Here is a 17647-nt window from a genome sequence, read left to right on the forward strand (position 1 = left end):
CGGACCGGGGCAACCCGCCACGCAAGGCTCAGCCCCGTCGTCCATCCGCTACAGACAGTCCCCGCACCAACCCCACCCGCAACCGCCGCCCACCAGAAGAAGCCACCCCCCGCCGCCCAGCTGCAGATGGCGTACGGCGCCGGCGCCCAGCTCCTGAAGGTACTGGTCGCCCGGCACCTCGGAAGACCGCGGCGAAGCGTCCTGCCCGGCCTACCGAAGGCAGCGCACGCAAGCAGGCTCCAAGCAACAGAACAGCCAGGCCGGTGAAGAAGGCTGCGGCCAAGCGGCCGGTGGGGAAGCGGCCGGCGGCTCGGCCTAAGAAGAAGGTGCGGAAGCCGCCGCGGATGTTGCGGCTGGGGCGGCCGATGGTGCGGTTGCGGGTGACGCTGGGAGTGATGGCGTTCGTCCTGTCACTGTTCGCGGGCCGGCTCGTACTGCTCCAGGGTGTCGACCCGGACAGCTACGCGCAGGCGGCGACCCGGGAGAACGCGCGGACGTTCATCCTGCCCGCCTCCCGCGGCAGCATCGAGGACCGGAACGGTGTCGAGCTGGCGGTCACCGAGGACGCGGTCGCGATCACCGCGGACCCGAGCCAGACCAAGCCGGTGGCCCAGCAACTCGCCGCGATCCTCGCGCCGAAGCTGACCGGCACCACCTCGGACAAGCTGATCGCCGCGCTGACCGGCAAGGGCCGCTTCACGTACATCGCCCGCCAGGTCACCCCGCCGGTGTGGAGCCAGATCCAGGCCGAGATCAAGGCCCAGAACGCGATCATCAGCAAGGCGAACAAGGGCAAGCCGCAGGAGCAGCAGGCACCGCTGCTGGTCGGCCTGTACACCGAGCAGGACCCGGTCCGCAGCCACCCGAACGGCAGCATCGCCGCGTCCCTGGTCGGCGTCACCGGTCACGACGGCAAGGGCCAGTCCGGGCTCGAGTACAGCCTGAACGACAAACTGTCCGGCCAGGACGGCAAGGCGATGTACGAGGTCGACGCCAACGGCAACAAGATCCCGAACGCGAACCACACCGTGCAGGACCCGAAGCCCGGTGTCGGCGTCCAGCTGACTCTGGACACCGACCTGCAGTACTTCGCCGAGCAGCGCATCCGGCAGGCCGTCGAGCAGTACAAGGCCAGCTCGGGCACCGTGGTCGTGATGGATGTGAAGTCCGGCCAGCTGATGGCGGTCGCGAACTACCCGTCGTTCGACCCGAACAAGAAGAAGTACACCGCGGCGGACCTATCCAACCCGGCACTGGAGCGCAGCTACGAACCGGGCAGTGTGCAGAAGGTGGTCACGATGGCGGCGCTGGCCGACGCCGGGAAGATCAACCTGAACACGAAGCTGAAGGTGCCGGGGAGCATCGACGTCCAGCGCCGGATCATCAAGGACCACTGGAACCACGGCGAGATGAACCTGACCATCTCCGGCGTGATCGCGAAGTCCTCGAACGTCGGCACGATCATCGCCGCGCAGCAGATGCCGATCGCGCAGTTCGTGAAGTACCTGCACGACTTCGGGTTCGGCGAGCCGACCGGGCTGAACTTCCCGGGCGAGACGAAGGGCCTGCTGACCCCGGGTGACGAGTGGCCCGAGCTGACCCGGTCGAACGTCGCGTTCGGCCAGGGCCTGTCGGTGAACGCGATCCAGGAGACCGCCGCGGTGAACGCGGTCGCGAACGGCGGTGTGTACGTGCCGCCGCAACTGGTCCGCAGCTACGTCGATGCCGACGGCACGGTGGTACCGAATCAGGCCGGCGCCCCGCGCCGCGTGGTCAGCGAGAAGGCGGCCAAGGAAGTCACCACGATGATGGAGGCGGTGACCGCGAAGAAGGGCACCGCGCCCCAGGCCGCGATCGACGGCTACCTGGTGGCCGGCAAGACCGGTACCGCGCAGCAGGTCGACCCGAAGACCGGCAAGTACGGCAAGTGGGCGACTTCTTTCGCCGGATTCGCCCCGGCAGACAACCCACGGTTCGTGACGTACGTCGTACTGCACGACCCGAGCGACGGCGTTCGGGGTGGTGGCCTGCAAGGAGGACCGGTGTTCCGCGATGTGATGAGCTACGCACTGCAGAAGTACGTGGTGCCGCCGACGGGTGCGCAGCAGCCGAACATCCCGCTGACCTGGTGAAGTCCGGCTTCGTGACGCAGGGTCAGGTAGGAGTCACAGGGCCGGTGGCGGTAGCCTCAGGGCCCGTGTCCACCCCTACCGCCGCCGGCGGCGCGGTCGCAGCGATCCGGCCCCGGCACGTCGTGCCGGTCGGCCTCGCCGACCTCGCGACCGTCGCCCACGCCCACTCACCGGCTGGACCGTCCGGACCGGCAGTACCGTCAGGGTCGCCGGTGACCGTGACCGGCGTCTCCCTAGACTCGCGCTCTGTTCTCCCCGGTGACTTGTACGCCGCCCTTCCCGGTGCGGTCACGCACGGTGCGGAGTTCGTCGCGAAAGCACAGCAGGCCGGCGCGGTCGCCGTACTGACCGACCCGACCGGTGCGGAGCGTGCCGCCGCGAGCGGACTTCCGGTGCTGGTGGTCGACAAGCCGCGCGACGTACTCGGCGCGGTCGCATCCCGGATCTACGGCGAGCCCACCAGCGAGCTGCGGCTGATCGGCATCACCGGTACGAACGGCAAGACCACCACCAGCTTCCTGCTCGACTCCGTACTCCGGCAGCTCGGCCCCACCGCATTGATCGGCACAATCCAAACGCGGATCGGCGACGAGGTGGTCCCGAGCGTACGAACGACTCCCGAAGCCACTGATCTGCAAGCCTTGTTCGCGGTGATGCGTGAGCGGGCGGTGCCGTGGTGCTCGATGGAGGTGTCCAGCCACGCGCTGGCGCTGGGGCGCGTCGACGGCGCGCGCTTCGCGGTCGCGGGATTCCTCAACCTTTCGCAGGATCACCTCGACTTCCACAAGACGTTCGAGGACTACTTCCAGGCGAAGGCGTCATTGTTCACTCCGGAGCGCTGTGATGTCGCCGTGGTGACGATCGACGACGCGTACGGGCGCCGGCTGGCCGAGCAGACCGTCGTACCGCTGGTCACCGTGTCCACCACCGGCGACGCCGACTGGACCGTCGCGAACAAGCACCGCTCCGAGCACGGCACCACAGTCGTTGACATTGAAGGGCCGGGGGAGACGCTGACCGTGGAGATCGGGCTGCCGGGGGACTTCAATGTCGCCAACGCGCTGCTCGCCACGGCGATGCTGCGCCAGCTGGACGTACCCGCCGAGGCGATCGCGGCCGGATTGCGCACGGCGACCGTGCCCGGCCGGATGGAACCGTTCACGCGCGACGACGGACTGACCGTGATCGTCGACTACGCGCACACGCCGGACGCGGTCGCGCTGGCGCTGACGGCCGCCCGGACCGCGACCAAGGGCCGGCTGTTCGCCGTCGTCGGCTGCGGTGGTGACCGGGATCCGTGGAAGCGGCCGGCGATGGGCGCCGAGGCGGCCCGCGCCGCCGATGTCGTGATCGTCACCGACGACAACCCGCGCAGCGAGGACCCGGCCGCGATCCGGGCCGCCGCGCTGGCTGGCGCCCGCGAGGCGGTGCCCGGCGCGGACCTGCAGGAAATCGGCGACCGGCGGCAGGCGATCGCGGCCGCGATCCGGCTCGCCGGGCCGGGCGACACCGTTGTCGTCCTCGGCAAAGGACATGAAACAGGCCAGGACGTCGGCGGTGTGATCCACCCGTTCGACGACCGCGAAACCGTGCGTGAGCTGCTGGAGGCAAACCGGTGATCCCTGTCAGTTGCGGAGAGATCGCCGAGGTCGTCGGCGGCGAGCTGGTGGGCGCCGAGCCCACGGCCGTCGTCGACGGCGCGGTAGTCATCGACTCGCGGAAGGCCGGACCGGGCGGGTTGTTCGTCGCCCTGCCCGGCGAGCGCGTCGACGGGCACGACTTCGTCGCCGCGGCGACCACGGCCGGCGTCACGGTCTCGCTCACCACCCGCCCGGTCGACGGCAGCCCGTGCATCGTCGTCGGCGACGCCCAGCGCGCGCTCGGCGATCTGGCCCGGTACGTGGTGGCCAAGCTGCCCGAGCTGACGGTGATCGCGCTGACCGGGTCATCCGGCAAAACCAGTACGAAGGACCTGATCGCCCAGGTGATCCGCCCGTACGGCGAGACCGTGTCGCCGGAAGGCTCGTTCAACAACGAGATCGGGCATCCGCTGACCGCGCTGCAGGCGACCGGGTCGACGAAGTACCTGATCGCGGAGATGGGCGTACGCAGCCTCGGCGACATCACCTACCTGGCCGGAATCACGCCGCCGGGGATCGGGCTGGTGCTGAACGTCGGTACTTCGCACATCGGGAAGCTGGGTAGTCAGGACAACATCGCGCTGGCCAAGGGTGAGCTGATCGAGGCCGTGAAGGCCGGCGGTACGGCGATCCTGAACGCCGACGACGACCGGGTCGCCGGGATGCGGAGCCGGACGCGGGAGAAGGTGCTGACCTTCGGCGAAGCGGCTGAGGCCGACGTCCGCGCCTCGGAGATCAAGATCGACGGCGAAGGCCGGCCGACATTCACCCTGCACCACGGAACGTTCAGTGCGTCGGTCTCGCTGCGGTTCATCGGTGAGCACTACGTTTCGAACGCGCTGGCCGCCGCTGCGGTCGGGTCCGCGCTCGGGCTGACCCCGGAGCAGATCACGGCCGGCCTGAACGCCGCGACCCCGATCTCGGCGGCCCGGATGGAGCTGACCGAGCGGCCGGACGGCGTCACGATCATCAACGACGCGTTCAACGCGAACCCCGAGTCGACCCGCGCCGCGCTCAAGTCGCTGGCCGCGATCGGCCGGTCCCGCGGCGCCCGGACCTGGGCGGTGCTCGGCGAGATGCTCGAGCTCGGCGACACCTCGATGGCCGAACACGACGCGATCGGCCGGCTGGTCGTCCGGCTGGACGTGAACCGGCTGGTCGTGGTCGGCGCCGGCGCGAAACCGATCCATCTCGGTGCTTCACTGGAAGGATCGTGGGGCAACGAGTCCGCGTACGTCGAGACCATCCCGGACGCGCTCGCGCTGCTCCGGTCCGAGCTGCGCGCCGGTGACGTCGTCCTGGTGAAGTCGTCCAAGGCGGCGAAACTGCGCAGCCTCGCCGACGCCCTGCTGGAGGACGTGCAGTGATCTCGATCCTGTTCGGCGGCGCCGTCTCGATGGTGCTGACCCTGATCGGCACCCGCTGGGCGATCAAGTGGCTGGCCAGCCGCGGGTACGGCCAGGAGATCCGCGACGACGGACTGCAGTCGCACCAGATCAAACGCGGTACGCCGACGATGGGCGGCACCGTGTTCATCATCGCGACCATCGTCGGGTACTTCAGCGCGAAGCTGTTCGCGATGCTCACCACCGGCGCCGGCAGCGGACCGAGCGCGTCCGCGATCCTGGTGCTGTTCCTGTTCGCCGGGATGGGCGCGGTCGGCTTCCTGGACGACTTCATCAAGATCTTCCGGCAGCGCAGCCTGGGCCTGCGCAGCAAGGCGAAACTGGCCGGCCAGACGATGGTCGCGGTGGTGTTCGCGGTGCTCGCGCTGCAGTTCCCGGACGACCGCGGGCAGCGGCCGGCGTCGCCGTTCATCTCATTCATCCGCGACATCGGCTGGCTGGAGCTGCCGCTGATCATCGTCGTGATCTGGATTCTGCTGCTGATCGCCGGCATGTCCAACGGCGTCAACCTGGTCGACGGTCTGGACGGTCTGGCCACCGGCGCGTCGATGATGGTGTTCGGCGCGTACACGCTGATCTGCATCTGGCAGTTCAACCAGAGCTGCGCGACCGAGCGGGGCGTCGGCGCCAAGTGCTACGAAGTACGCGATCCACGTGATCTCGCGGTCGTCGCGGCCTGTCTGACCGGCGCACTGTTCGGCTTCCTCTGGTGGAACGCGTCGCCGGCCAAGATCTTCATGGGTGACACCGGTTCGCTGTCGCTCGGTGGCGCGCTGGCCGGGATGGCGGTGATGACCCGGACCGAGCTGCTGGTGCTGGTGCTGGGCGGGCTGTTCGTCATCGTCACCGCGTCCGTGATCCTGCAGGTCGGCTACTTCAAGATCACCAAACGTACGGCCGGCGTCGGGAAACGGCTGTTCCGGATGGCACCACTGCAGCACCACTTCGAGATGCTCGGCTGGGAACAGGTGAACGTGGTGATCCGGTTCTGGATCATCCAGGGGCTGTGCGTGGTGATCGGCCTCGGCATCTTCTACGCGGAATGGGTCACAGGATGAGCTTGGAGTCACGGACCGCCGACGGCTGGGCGACCACCCAGTTCGTGGTGCTCGGGTTCGGTACGGCCGGGTACGCGTGCGCCGACTCGCTGATCCAGGCCGGGGCGGAGCATCTCGTCGTACTGGACGACCGGGACACCGAGGCGCTGCGGGAGAAGGCGCAGATCCTGGAGACGCTCGGCGCGACCATCACGCTCGGTCCCGGCAGTACGGCCGAGCTGCCGAAGGAGGTCGACGTCGTCGTCACCTCACCCGGCGTACCACCGCACGCGCCCTTGCTGGCACAGGCGGCCGAGCGGGACGTACCCATCTGGAGCGAGATCGAGCTCGCCTGGCGGCTGCGCGACCCGGCGACCGCGGCGCCCTGGCTGTGCATCACCGGAACCAACGGCAAGACCACGACGGTGCAGATGCTGACCGCGATCCTGCAGGCGGCCGGCCACCGGGCCGTTGCCGCGGGCAACGTGGGGCTGCCGTTGCTGGAAGCGGTGATGGACCCGGAGCCGTACGACGTGATCGCGGTCGAGCTGTCCAGTTACCAGCTGCATTTCACGCATTCGATGTCGGCGCATTCGGCCGCCGTACTGAACCTCGCTCCGGATCATGTCGACTGGCACGGTTCGATGGAGGCGTACGCGCTGGACAAGGGCCGGATCTACGCGAACTGCCAGGTCGCGTGCGTGTACAACGTCGCCGATCCGGCCACCGAGCAACTGGTCGCGGACGCGGACGTGGTGGAGGGCTGCCGGGCGATCGGCTTCACGCTGGGTACGCCCGGACTGTCGATGGTCGGGCTGGTCGACGATCTGCTCGTCGACCGTGCGTTCATCGAGCAGCGCGCGACTTCGGCGCAGGAGCTGGCCAGTCTCGCCGACATCACCCCGGCCGCACCTCACAACGTCGCGAACGCACTCGCCGCCGCGGCGCTGGCGCGGTCGTTCGGCGTGCCCGCGACCGCGGTCCGCGACGGCCTGCGTGGGTTCCGGCCGGACAAGCACCGGATCGCGCACGTCGCGGACGTTGCCGGGGTCAACTATGTCGACGACTCGAAGGCGACCAACCCGCATGCGGCGCAGGCGTCACTGCTGGCGTACGAGCACGTGGTCTGGATCGCCGGCGGCCAGGCCAAGGGCGCGACCTTCGACGAGCTGGTGATCGCCGCCCGCGAACGGTTGCGCGCGGTCGTGCTGCTCGGTCAGGACAAACAGGTGATCATCGAAGCCCTCGAGCGACACGCACCGGATGTCCCGAGGATCGTGGTTGACGCGACGGACACTGGAGCCATGCGGATCGTGGTGGGGGAGGCGGCGAAGCTCGCACAGGTGGGTGACACCGTGCTGCTCGCGCCCGGCTGCGCGTCCTGGGACATGTTCGCCAACTACGGAGCCCGCGGCGACGCCTTCGCCGAAGCAGTTCGCTCCCTGGCCGAATGAGCCGGGGGTGATCGGGTGACGTCGGTCCCAGATCAGCCGGCCCGGCGGAAGGCCGGCGAACGTGCCTGGGTGGCAGCGATCCGCGATGTCCTGGACCGGCCGCTGACGTCGTACCACATCGTCCTCGGCGCGACCGGGCTGCTGCTCGTCCTCGGGCTGATGATGGTGCTGTCGGCGTCCAGCGTGCTCGCGCTCCGGACGACCGGGAACAGCTACACGATCTTCGTCCGGCAGTCGATCTGGGTCGCGGTCGGTCTCCCGATGGCGTACGTCGCCTCCCGGATGACCCCACGGCATTTCCGGATGCTGGCGTACGTCGCGCTCCTCGGCTCGATGTTCCTGCTGGTGCTCACGTACATCCCGGGCCTCGGCGTCGGCGTGAACGGCAACACGAACTGGCTGAACCTGGGCGGACCGCTGCAGATCCAGCCCAGTGAGTTCGCCAAGCTGGCGATGGTGCTGTGGTGCGCCGATCTGTACGCCCGCAAGGAGAAGCTGCTGACGCAGTGGAAGCACCTGCTGGTCCCGATGGTGCCGGTGTGCGGTCTGGTGATCGCACTGGTCGTCGGCCAGCACGACCTGGGTACGGCGCTGGTGCTGATGGCCGTGATGATCGGGATGATCTGGATCGTCGGTGCGCCGACCCGGCTGTTCGTCGCGACGATCGCGGTGGTCGGCGCGGTGGCGACGTACTTCGTGAACGCGGAGAAGTACCGGATGCAGCGGGTCACCTCGTTCCTGGACCCGTTCGCGGACCCGACCTCGGTCGGCTGGCAGGCGTACCACTCGTTCTACGCGCTCTCCACCGGCGGCTGGTGGGGGGTCGGGATCGGCAACAGCCGGCAGAAGTGGGGCAACCTTCCGGAGGCGCACACCGACTTCATCTTCTCGGTGATCGGCGAGGAGCTCGGCCTGGTCGGCTCACTCACCGTGCTCGCGCTCTTCCTCGCGCTGGCCTACGCCGGGGTGCGGATCGCGACCCGGAGCACGCAGCCGTTCGTCCGGTACGCGGCGGCCGGAATCACCATCTGGCTGCTGGCCCAGACGCTGGTCAACCTCGGTGCCGTGATCGGACTGCTACCCATCGTGGGTATCCCGCTCCCACTTTTGTCGTACGGTGGTTCCGCACTGCTGCCGACGTTGATCGCGATCGGTATGTTGCTGTCCTTCGCGAAGGCCGAGCCCGGCGCGCAGGCCGCCCTGAAAGAAACCCGGCGGTCCCGCTTCGGCTGGTTGCCTTCGCGGCGTCTGTCATACAAGTGAACCCGCGGGAGCGTTGAAAGCTGTGCCCAGCATTGTTCTGGCCGGTGGCGGTAGCGCCGGTCATACTTCACCCCTGATCGCCACCGCTGACGCGCTGCGCCGGATCGACCCGACCGTGGAGATCCTCGCGCTCGGGACCGAGCGCGGCCTCGAGACCCGGGTCGTCCCGGAGGCCGGCTACCGGCTGGAGCTGATCCCGCCGGTGCCGCTGCCGCGCAAACCCACCCCCGCGCTGCTCGCCGTCCCGGGCAAGATGCTGGCCTCGGTCAGCGCCGCCCGCCGGGTCCTGGACGAGGCGAAGGCCGACGTCCTGGTCGGCTTCGGCGGATACGTGTCCACCCCGGCGTATGTCGCGGCCTGGCGGCGGAAGACCCCGATCGTCGTCCACGAGGGCAACGCGGTGCCAGGGATCGCGAACAAGTTCGCCGCCCGGTACTGCACGCAGCACGTGAAAACTTCCTTCCCCGGGTCCGACCTGCCGCACGCCGAGTACGTCGGGTTGCCGATCCGGCAGGCCATCTCGACGCTCGACCGGGCTGCGCACCGGGCCGAGGCACGCGCGTTCTTCGGCCTGGACCCGGACGCCCCGACGCTGTTCGTCACCGGTGGTTCGCAGGGCGCGCAGCGGATCAACGACGCGATCTCGGGTGCCGCCGCGGACCTGCAGGCGGCCGGTATCCAGGTGCTGCACGCGATCGGCCCGAAGAACTCCCTCGAAGTACCGCAGACCGGCCGGTACCCGTACCAGGTGCTGAACTACATCGACCGGATGGACCTCGCGTACGCCGCAGCCGACCTGGTGGTCTGCCGTTCCGGCGCGAACACCGTCACCGAGGTGTCCGGCGTCGGGCTGCCCGCGATCTACGTCCCGCTGCCGATCGGTAACGGTGAGCAGCGGCTGAACGCCAAGCCGGTGATCGACGCCGGCGGCGGCCTGCTGATCGACAACGCCGACCTGACCGTCGACTGGGTCCGCGGAGCAGTGCCCCAACTTCTGCACGACCGGGAGCGTCTGACAGCTATGTCCACCGCTGCCACCGGCGTGATCCGTACGGATGCCGACGACCGATTGGCGCGGATCATCCTCGATGTGGTGAGGTCTGCGTCGTGATCGTCACCGCTCCTGACACGCTGTTACCGGCCGAAAAGCTGGGTCGCGTGCACTTCGTAGGTATCGGCGGCGCCGGCATGTCCGGCATCGCCCGGATCATGGCCGCCCGCGGGATCGAGGTGTCCGGCTCGGACGCCAAGGACGGCAAGGTGCTGGCCGCGCTCCGCGCGCTCGGTGCGACCTGCTGGGTCGGCCATGCCGCCGAGCACGTCGAGGCCGTCGACACCGTGGTGGTGTCGACCGCGATCCGCGAGACCAACCCCGAGGTGGTCGCCGCCCGCGCGGCCGGAATCCCGATCCTGCCCCGGGCCGCCGCGCTCGCCTCGGTGATGGTCGGCCGGCGGACGCTCGCCGTCGCCGGAACGCACGGCAAGACCACCACCACGTCGATGCTGACGGTCGCGCTGCAGCACTGCGGCGCCGACCCGTCGTACGCGATCGGTGGCAACCTGAACGAATCCGGATCGAACGCGCACGACGGCAGCGGCGATCTGTTCGTCGCCGAGGCGGACGAGTCGGACCGGTCCTTCCTGACGTACACGCCCGAGGTGTCGATCGTCACGTCGGTCGAGCCGGACCACCTGGACAACTACGGTGACGAAGCCAGCTACCGGAAGGCGTTCGAGGAATTCTGCGGACGCGTACTGGCCGACGGCTTCATGGTCATTTGTGGCGACGACGCGGGCGCTCGGCAGCTGACCGCGTACGCACGCGAGCAGGGCATCGATGTTCGTACGTACGGCGAATCCGATGATGTCGATTTGCGCGTGACCGAGTTGACCGCTGACGGTGCGACACAGTCGTTCGTGCCGGTGTATCGCGGGCGGAAGCTGCCGGTCGTACACCTGCAGCAGGCGGGGAAGCACAATGCGCTGAACGCGTCGGCAGCACTCACGGTCGGGCTCGGTCTCGGGTTCTCCGCGGCTGATCTCGCCGAGGGGCTGGCCGCGTTTACCGGTACCGGTCGGCGGTTCGAGTTCAAGGGGCTCGAGGACGGCGTGCGGGTGTTCGACTCGTACGCGCATCACCCGACCGAGCTGGCCGTCGATCTGACCGCGGCGCGGACGGTGGCGGGGGAGGGACGCGTGATCGCGTGCTTCCAGCCGCACTTGTTCAGCCGGACGCGGATCTTCGCGGCCGAGTTCTCCGAGGCGCTCGCGCTGGCCGACGAGGTCGTGGTGATGGATGTCTTCGCCGCGCGGGAGGACCCGGAGCCCGGTATCACCGGTGCGTTGATCGCGAACCACGTGCCGCTGAAGCCCGAGCAGGTGCGGTTCGAGCCGTCCTGGTCCGCCGTACCGAAGCTGGTTGCGGGGCTGGCCGAGCCGGGCGACCTGGTGGTGACCCTCGGCGCGGGCGACGTGACCCTGATCGGCCCGGAAGTAGTCGCTTTCCTGGCCGAACGCGCCGCCACCCGCGAGCCTTCGCCGGAGCCGCTCACACCTGTGGTGGAGTAATTGGGTGGGGTTCGTTGAATGACCCAGAGCGTGGATCTGGCTCGGGCACAGCAGAAGTTCGCGCGCCGGCAACGGCTGGTGCGGTGGCGGAGCTGGCTGCCGTGGGCGATCGGCGGCGGGATCGTCGTGCTGGCCGGGCTGATCGTCTGGCTGTTCTACTTCTCCTCGGCCTTCGCGGTCAGCGGCGTCCGGGTCAGCGGCGCGGACACGGTGCCGGTGGCAACGATCGAGCAGACGGCGGCGGCACCCATCGGTACGCCGCTGGCGAAGGTCGACCTGCGCGCGATCGCGGACCGGGTGCGGACCATCCCGGCGGTCGCCGATGTTCAGGTGACTCGCTCGTGGCCGCGGAAGATCGTGATCGTCGTCACCGAACGGGTTGCGGTGGTCGTGGTCACGGACGGTTCGCGGTACGAGCTGGTGGACGCGACGGGTACTTCGTACCGCACCGTCCCGGACCGTCCGGCCGGGCTGCCGGAGGCGAAGGTGACCGGGGTCCGGCGCGATGTCACGATCCATTCGGTGGTGACGGTTTCGGCCGCGCTGCCGGAGACGCTGCGGTCCCAGGTGGGCTCGATCACGGCGACTTCGCCGGACTCGATCACCCTCAACCTGAGCTCCGGGGTGAAGGTGGTCTGGGGCAGCGCCGATGACAGTCCGCAGAAGGCGGGCGTACTCAGCGTGCTGATGAAACGGCAGGCGAAGGTGTACGACGTCTCGGCGCCCGATCTCCCTGTCACCAAAGGCGAAAAGCGATGATCGATCACATCCCGGACTGTGCGGCGAGGCGCGTGGACAGCGTCGGAAAGCGTCCCGTACCGTGCGTCGTAATCTAAAGTTGACATAAGTCTAAGCATCCACTTGAGGTTCAGTCTTTTCGCTGGACAACGGGAAACGAACGAGGCGAGAGGCGCGGACGTGGCGGCACCGCAGAACTACCTGGCACTCATCAAGGTCGTCGGCATCGGCGGAGGCGGCGTGAACGCCGTCAACCGGATGATCGAGCACGGTCTGAAGGGCGTTGAGTTCATCGCCATCAACACCGACGCGCAGGCGTTGCTGATGAGCGACGCGGACGTGAAGCTCGACATCGGCCGCGAGGAGACCCGCGGCCTGGGCGCCGGCGCGAACCCGGCGATCGGGCAGAAGGCCGCCGAGGACCACGCGGAGGAGATCGAGGAGGCGCTGAAGGGCGCCGACATGGTCTTCGTCACCGCCGGCGAGGGCGGCGGCACCGGCACCGGCGGCGCGCCCGTGGTGGCCCGGATCGCCCGCTCGCTCGGCGCGCTGACCATTGGTGTGGTGACCCGGCCGTTCTCGTTCGAGGGCAAGCGCCGCGCCACCCAGGCCGAGGACGGCATCGCCACCCTCCGCGAGGAGGTGGACACGCTGATCGTCATCCCGAACGACCGGCTGCTGACCATCTCCGACCGCGCCGTGTCGGTGCTGGACGCGTTCAAGCAGGCCGACCAGGTGCTGCTGCAGGGTGTTTCCGGTATCACCGACCTGATCACCACGCCCGGCCTGATCAACGTGGACTTCGCCGACGTGAAGGCAGTGATGTCGAACGCCGGCTCGGCGCTGATGGGCATCGGCTCGTCCCGGGGCGAGGACCGCGCGGTCGCGGCCGCCGAGGCGGCCATCTCGTCTCCGTTGCTGGAGGCAAGTATCGAGGGCGCGCACGGCGTGCTGCTGTCGATCGCCGGCGGGTCCGACCTGGGCCTGTTCGAGATCAACGAGGCGGCCCAGCTGGTGTCGGAGTCCGCGCACTCGGATGCGAACATCATCTTCGGCGCGGTGATCGACGACGCGCTCGGGGACGAGGTCCGGGTGACGGTGATCGCGGCCGGCTTCGACGGCGGGATGCCGAAGCGCCGCGAACAGGCGATGAACCAGGCCCGCCCGCAGTCGTCCCGGCCGGCCACGCAGAACTACTCGTCGCCGATGTCCGGTGGCTCGACGCCGCAGTTCGGCCAGCAGTCAGGTCAGCCTGGCGCGGGGCAGCCCGCCCAGGGTCAGCCGGCGCCCGACCACTCCGCACCGGGTCAGTCGGCTCCAGGTCAGTCGGCTCCGGGCCAGTCCGCACCAGGTCAGTCCGCGCCGGGCCAGTCTCACGGTCAGCCCGTCCAGGGCCAGCAGGGTCAGGTGCCGGGGCAGTCTGTTCAGGGACAGCCGGTGCAGGGCGGTCAGCCGCACGCCGTACCGAACCAGCAGGCTCCGGGTCAGGCTGGTCAGCCGCACGCGGTGCCAGGTCAGCCGACTCAGCCGCCGGCTGGTACGCCGACCGACGACACGGTTCCGGTTCCGGCGCCGACCGAGCCCCGCGCCGGTACGACGAACTCCGCCCGCCCGCAGGCCGGCGACGGCGTCCGCACGGTGCAGTCCGGTCAGCAGTCGGCCCAGCCTGCCCCGCACACGCCCGCGTCCCCGACCTCGCCGTCGACCCAGCACTCCTGGCCGACCCACGGTCCGAGCAACGCCGGTGGCCAGCCCACCCAGCAGCCCACCACCCCGAACCGCCCCCGCAAGCAGGAGCCCGAGGAAGACCTCGACATCCCCGACTTCCTCAAGTAACCCCGCACCCCGGCGCGCGCGGTGCTGGGTGCGGCGGTCGCGGCTGGGTAACCTTCAGGCGTGTTTGCGTATGACGAGGTACTGGGTGGGGCCCGGCTTGCGTTCAGTGATCGGTACGGAGGGGCCAGCAAACCGCCGTACGGTGAGTTCAACCTCGGCACCGCGGCCGGCCCGGACGCCGACGGTGTGCGCGCGAACTTCCAGCAGGTCGCGACCGAGTTCGGTGTACCCGCCGGGCACGTGGTCGTCGTCCACCAGGTGCACGGCCGCGACGTTCAGGTCGTCCGCCCGGATGACCAGCTGCCGCTGAGCGAGTACCCGAAGGCCGACGCGCTGGTCACCGATCGGAGCGATGTCGTACTCGCGGTGCGCGCCGCGGACTGTTTGCCCGTACTGCTCGTCGGTGATGGGGTGATCGGCGCCGCGCACTCCGGTCGCAAGGGGATGTACGTCGGCATCGTCCCGGCGACCGTCGACGCGATGCGGAAGCTCGGTGCGTCCCGGATCACCGCGGTCCTAGGCCCGTACGCGTGTGGGAAATGTTACGAGGTGCCGGCCGAAATGCGCGCCGAGGTCACCGCGCAAGTGCCGGCGTCGTACTCCGAAACGAGCTGGGGCACACCCGCGATCGATGTCGCGGCCGGTGTACGAGCGCAGCTGGCCGACCTGGACGTCGAGGTGATCGACGCCACCGCATGCACGATCGAGTCCGGGAGCCTGTACTCCTATCGCCGCGAAGGTCCCGAAAGCGGCCGGATGGCCGGACTGATCAAGCTGGCTGCCCGATGACCGCGCGGACCGATGAGCTGCGGTCGAATCTGCAGCAGGTACAGGAGCGGATCGAGAAGGCCTGTCAGGCGGCCGGCCGGTCCCGGGACGAGGTCACCCTCGTCGCGATCACCAAAACCTTCCCAGTCAGCGATGTACGGGCGCTGGCGGCCCTTGGGATCGGCGACGCCGGCGAGAACCGCGAACAGGAACTCAAGGAGAAGGCCCCGGACTGCCCCGACCTGACGTGGCACTTCGTCGGCCAGTTGCAGTCGAAGAAGGCGCGCTCGGTCGTGAGATATGCCTCGGTGGTGCACTCGGTCGACCGGCTGTCCTTGGTCACCGCGCTGTCGAAGGCCGCCGTGGCCGAGGAGAAGTCGGTGCGGTGCCTGATCCAGGTGAGCCTCGCCGCGTACGGGCCGGCTGATGCGGCGACCGGCGCGAGCCGCGGCGGGGTCGAACCGTCCGCGGTCCCCGAGCTGGCGGCCGAGATCGCGGCCGCGGACGGGCTCGAGCTCGGCGGAGTGATGGCGGTCGCGCCGCTGGGATCGGAGCCGGCCGAAGCGTTCGCCGGACTGCGCGAAGTAGCGTCCCGGCTACGCTCCGAACACCCTGGCGCCGGCTGGATCTCGGCCGGGATGACCGGTGATCTGGAGGCGGCGATCAGCCAGGGTGCGACACACGTTCGGCTCGGGCGCGCATTACTCGGTACGCGCCCCCCGCTGCGTTAGTGTCGACATCGAGCGGGTTTTCGCTACCTGTTCAACTGTTGTCGTCGAGCTCGGATCGAGGTGCTGAGGGGCCATGAGCGGCGCACTGCGCAAGATGGGTGTGTACCTCGGCTTGGTCGAGGACGGGGAGCGCTACAACGCGCGGTACGACGACGAGTACGACGACTACGACGAGTACGAGGACGAAGCCGTCGACGGGGACTCCCAGACCGAGCCGGTACCCGCCGGCCGGGAGAGCCGTGAGTCCCGCGAGCCACGCGAACACCGCGAGGAGCGTCCGGAGCCGAGCGGTGCAACGGTGAGCAAGTTCCCAGACCGGCGCGGAGTCGCGCCGTCCCCGGAGGTTACCGAGTTGGCCCGCATCACCACCGTGCATCCGCGCAGCTACAACGAGGCGCGCGTGATCGGTGAGCACTTCCGCGACGGCACGCCCGTCATCATGAACCTGACCGAGATGGACCACGCCGACGCCAAGCGGCTGGTGGACTTCGCGGCCGGCCTGATCTTCTGCTGCCGCGGCTCGATCGAGCGGATCACCACCAAGGTGTTCCTGGTCTGCCCGCCGAACGTGACGGTGGCCGCCGAGGAGAAGGAAAAGATCGCTGCCGACGGGTTCTACAACCAGAGTTGAGGACAGCCGTTTCCGGCGTCTTCTACACTGCTTGTCGACATGGTTGCTCTAGCGCTCGTCCTCAGTGTTCTCAGCTGGGTGCTGCTCGCCTTCTTCCTGATTCTGGTGGCGAGGTTCGTACTCAGCCTGATCGTCATGTTCGCGCCCCAGTGGCACCCGAAAGGCCCGGTGCTGCTGTTCTTCGAGCTGGTCTACTCGGTCACCGATCCGTTCCTGAAACCGCTCCGGCGGATCCTGCCCCCGATCGGGGCCGGCGGTGTCCGGATCGACCTGTCCATGCTGATGCTCTTCGTCATCATCTCGGTGGCGATGTCCATCAACTCGACGGCCTTGCGCTCGTTGTGAGGGTGAGGACGGCACGGACTGGGTAGGTAGAGTCGAGGGAATTCGGGGGTCCGCGACGATCGGGCCGGACCGGCCCGGCGACCGTTGTCGGCCGCCCCGATTCCGTCATAAGACAACGAAGCGATAACGTGATCTACTGAGTCGCCAAGGCGAGGGCCACGGGGACTCCGCCAAGACACAGACAAACGAGGTGAAAGATGCCGCTGACGCCGGATGACGTCCGCTCGAAGCAGTTCACGCCCGTCCGACTACGGGAGGGCTACGACGTCACAGAGGTCGACTCCTTCCTCGACGAGGTGGAAGCCGAGCTCGAGCGCCTCCTCGCCGAGAACGAAGAGCTGCGGGCCAAGCTCGCGGCGGCTCAGCGCGCGGGTGCCGAGCAGCAGCAGCGACCGGTCGACCAGACCGCCGCGCTGCCGCCGGTCGTGCAGCAGCCGAAGCCGCCGGTCGTGGTCGAGAAGGTCGAGGAGAAGCCGCCGGTAGTGGCAGCCGCTCCCGGCGCGGCCGCGGCGGCCGGCACGGTCGGTGACGCGTCCAGCTCCGCGGTGCGACTGCTCGAGATGGCGACCAAGCACTCCGACGACCTGGTCCAGGAGGCGAAGGACACCGCCGACAAGATCATCGGCGAGGCCCGCGCCAAGGCCGAGCGGCTGGAGAACGAGGCGCGCGGCAAGGCCGACCGGATGACCGGTGAGGCCCGCGCCCGCGCCGAGAAGCTCGACGGCGAGATCGCCGAGCGGCGCGCCCAGATGCTCGGCTCCCTGGAGAAGCAGAAGGGTCAGCTCGAGCGCACCATCGACGACCTGCACGCGTACGAGCGTGAGTACCGCAGCCGCCTGAAGACGTACTTCACCGAGCAGCTGAAGGCGCTCGGCAACGGCGACGACACGCTCAGCCCGCGGAACGGCTTCCGTCCGGAAGCCCGTGCCCAGGCTCACGGCCACGGCGTCGTCTAGGGGTCATTGAGCAGTAGCAGCTCGCGAGGGCGGTGCTTTCCGGCGGCACCGCCCTTCGGCATGTCCGGGCACTTCTGACCGACGGTCCCACCGCGGTGACAGCCCGTCAGCACCAGCATTTCCGCCGGCCGTCCCGCCCGCC

General features: G+C 69.0%; 14 protein-coding genes and 1 pseudogene. All 15 read left to right on the top strand.

All coding sequences use genetic code 11. The features are described from left to right. Positions 1-263 precede the first annotated feature (263 nt). The 15 genes and pseudogenes from ABD260_RS03550 (at position 264) to ABD260_RS03620 (ending at position 17505) form a co-directional block, all read left to right on the top strand. Positions 264-2132, top strand: coding sequence for a peptidoglycan D,D-transpeptidase FtsI family protein (locus ABD260_RS03550; RefSeq protein WP_344231844.1), 1869 nt, complete (start codon positions 264-266; stop codon positions 2130-2132). Positions 2133-2197: 65 nt separating this feature from the next. Then, positions 2198-3751 (top strand): UDP-N-acetylmuramoyl-L-alanyl-D-glutamate--2,6-diaminopimelate ligase, encoded by a 1554-nt coding sequence (locus ABD260_RS03555; protein WP_486327062.1) that lies wholly within the window; start codon positions 2198-2200, stop codon positions 3749-3751. After that, positions 3748-5139 (top strand): UDP-N-acetylmuramoyl-tripeptide--D-alanyl-D-alanine ligase, encoded by a 1392-nt coding sequence (locus tag ABD260_RS03560; protein ID WP_344231845.1) that lies wholly within the window; start codon positions 3748-3750, stop codon positions 5137-5139. Before ABD260_RS03555 ends, ABD260_RS03560 begins: the two co-directional genes overlap by 4 nt. Beyond that, positions 5136-6236, top strand: a complete 1101-nt coding sequence (mraY, locus tag ABD260_RS03565; RefSeq protein ID WP_344231846.1) for a phospho-N-acetylmuramoyl-pentapeptide-transferase — start codon at positions 5136-5138, stop codon at positions 6234-6236. The genes ABD260_RS03560 and mraY overlap by 4 nt, the downstream gene beginning before the upstream one ends. Then, positions 6233-7669, top strand: coding sequence for a UDP-N-acetylmuramoyl-L-alanine--D-glutamate ligase (gene murD / locus ABD260_RS03570; RefSeq protein ID WP_344231847.1), 1437 nt, complete (start codon positions 6233-6235; stop codon positions 7667-7669). Before mraY ends, murD begins: the two co-directional genes overlap by 4 nt. A 15-nt stretch (positions 7670-7684) precedes the next feature. Beyond that, entirely contained in the window at positions 7685-8932 is a 1248-nt protein-coding gene (gene ftsW, locus ABD260_RS03575) for a putative lipid II flippase FtsW (RefSeq protein ID WP_344231848.1), read from the top strand. A 22-nt stretch (positions 8933-8954) separates the two neighbouring features. Beyond that, positions 8955-10043: an undecaprenyldiphospho-muramoylpentapeptide beta-N-acetylglucosaminyltransferase gene (murG, locus tag ABD260_RS03580; RefSeq protein ID WP_344231849.1), complete on the top strand. Its 1089-nt coding sequence runs from the start codon at positions 8955-8957 to the stop codon at positions 10041-10043. After that, positions 10040-11500, top strand: coding sequence for a UDP-N-acetylmuramate--L-alanine ligase (murC, locus tag ABD260_RS03585; RefSeq protein ID WP_344231850.1), 1461 nt, complete (start codon positions 10040-10042; stop codon positions 11498-11500). The genes murG and murC overlap by 4 nt, the downstream gene beginning before the upstream one ends. An 18-nt stretch (positions 11501-11518) precedes the next feature. After that, positions 11519-12259, top strand: coding sequence for a cell division protein FtsQ/DivIB (locus ABD260_RS03590; protein ID WP_344231851.1), 741 nt, complete (start codon positions 11519-11521; stop codon positions 12257-12259). A gap of 159 nt (positions 12260-12418) precedes the next feature. After that, positions 12419-13442 (top strand): annotated as a pseudogene (gene ftsZ / locus ABD260_RS37510) (cell division protein FtsZ); the annotation flags it as partial. Between the two features lie 692 nt (positions 13443-14134). Then, positions 14135-14863 (top strand): peptidoglycan editing factor PgeF, encoded by a 729-nt coding sequence (gene pgeF / locus ABD260_RS03600; protein WP_344231853.1) that lies wholly within the window; start codon positions 14135-14137, stop codon positions 14861-14863. After that, a complete protein-coding gene (locus ABD260_RS03605) occupies positions 14860-15573 on the top strand; it encodes a YggS family pyridoxal phosphate-dependent enzyme (protein ID WP_344231854.1) in 714 nt (237 codons plus the stop codon). The genes pgeF and ABD260_RS03605 overlap by 4 nt, the downstream gene beginning before the upstream one ends. Before the next feature lie 73 nt (positions 15574-15646). After that, on the top strand, positions 15647-16204 hold the full coding sequence (locus tag ABD260_RS03610) for a cell division protein SepF (protein WP_184833733.1): 558 nt from the start codon (positions 15647-15649) through the stop codon (positions 16202-16204). A 39-nt stretch (positions 16205-16243) separates the two neighbouring features. Continuing rightward, on the top strand, positions 16244-16549 hold the full coding sequence (locus tag ABD260_RS03615; protein ID WP_184833731.1) for a YggT family protein: 306 nt from the start codon (positions 16244-16246) through the stop codon (positions 16547-16549). Positions 16550-16746: 197 nt separating this feature from the next. Further along, the gene (locus ABD260_RS03620; protein WP_344231855.1) at positions 16747-17505 is read left to right on the top strand and encodes a DivIVA domain-containing protein; all 759 of its coding nucleotides are present in this window, start codon (positions 16747-16749) and stop codon (positions 17503-17505) included. Positions 17506-17647: the final 142 nt, after the last annotated feature.

Source organism: Kribbella hippodromi (genome assembly GCF_039531045.1).
GTDB classification, from domain to species: Bacteria; Actinomycetota; Actinomycetes; order Propionibacteriales; family Kribbellaceae; genus Kribbella; species Kribbella hippodromi.

Bases quoted from the DNA above. Each gene is read 5' to 3' on its own strand.
- murD (WP_344231847.1), top strand. From the start codon at position 6,233: ATGAGCTTGGAGTCACGGACCGCCGACGGCTGGGCGACCACCCAGTTC.
- ABD260_RS03590 (WP_344231851.1), top strand. From the start codon at position 11,519: ATGACCCAGAGCGTGGATCTGGCTCGGGCACAGCAGAAGTTCGCGCGC.
- ABD260_RS03605 (WP_344231854.1), top strand. From the start codon at position 14,860: ATGACCGCGCGGACCGATGAGCTGCGGTCGAATCTGCAGCAGGTACAG.
- ABD260_RS03610 (WP_184833733.1), top strand. From the start codon at position 15,647: ATGAGCGGCGCACTGCGCAAGATGGGTGTGTACCTCGGCTTGGTCGAG.
- ABD260_RS03615 (WP_184833731.1), top strand. From the start codon at position 16,244: ATGGTTGCTCTAGCGCTCGTCCTCAGTGTTCTCAGCTGGGTGCTGCTC.
- ABD260_RS03620 (WP_344231855.1), top strand. From the start codon at position 16,747: ATGCCGCTGACGCCGGATGACGTCCGCTCGAAGCAGTTCACGCCCGTC.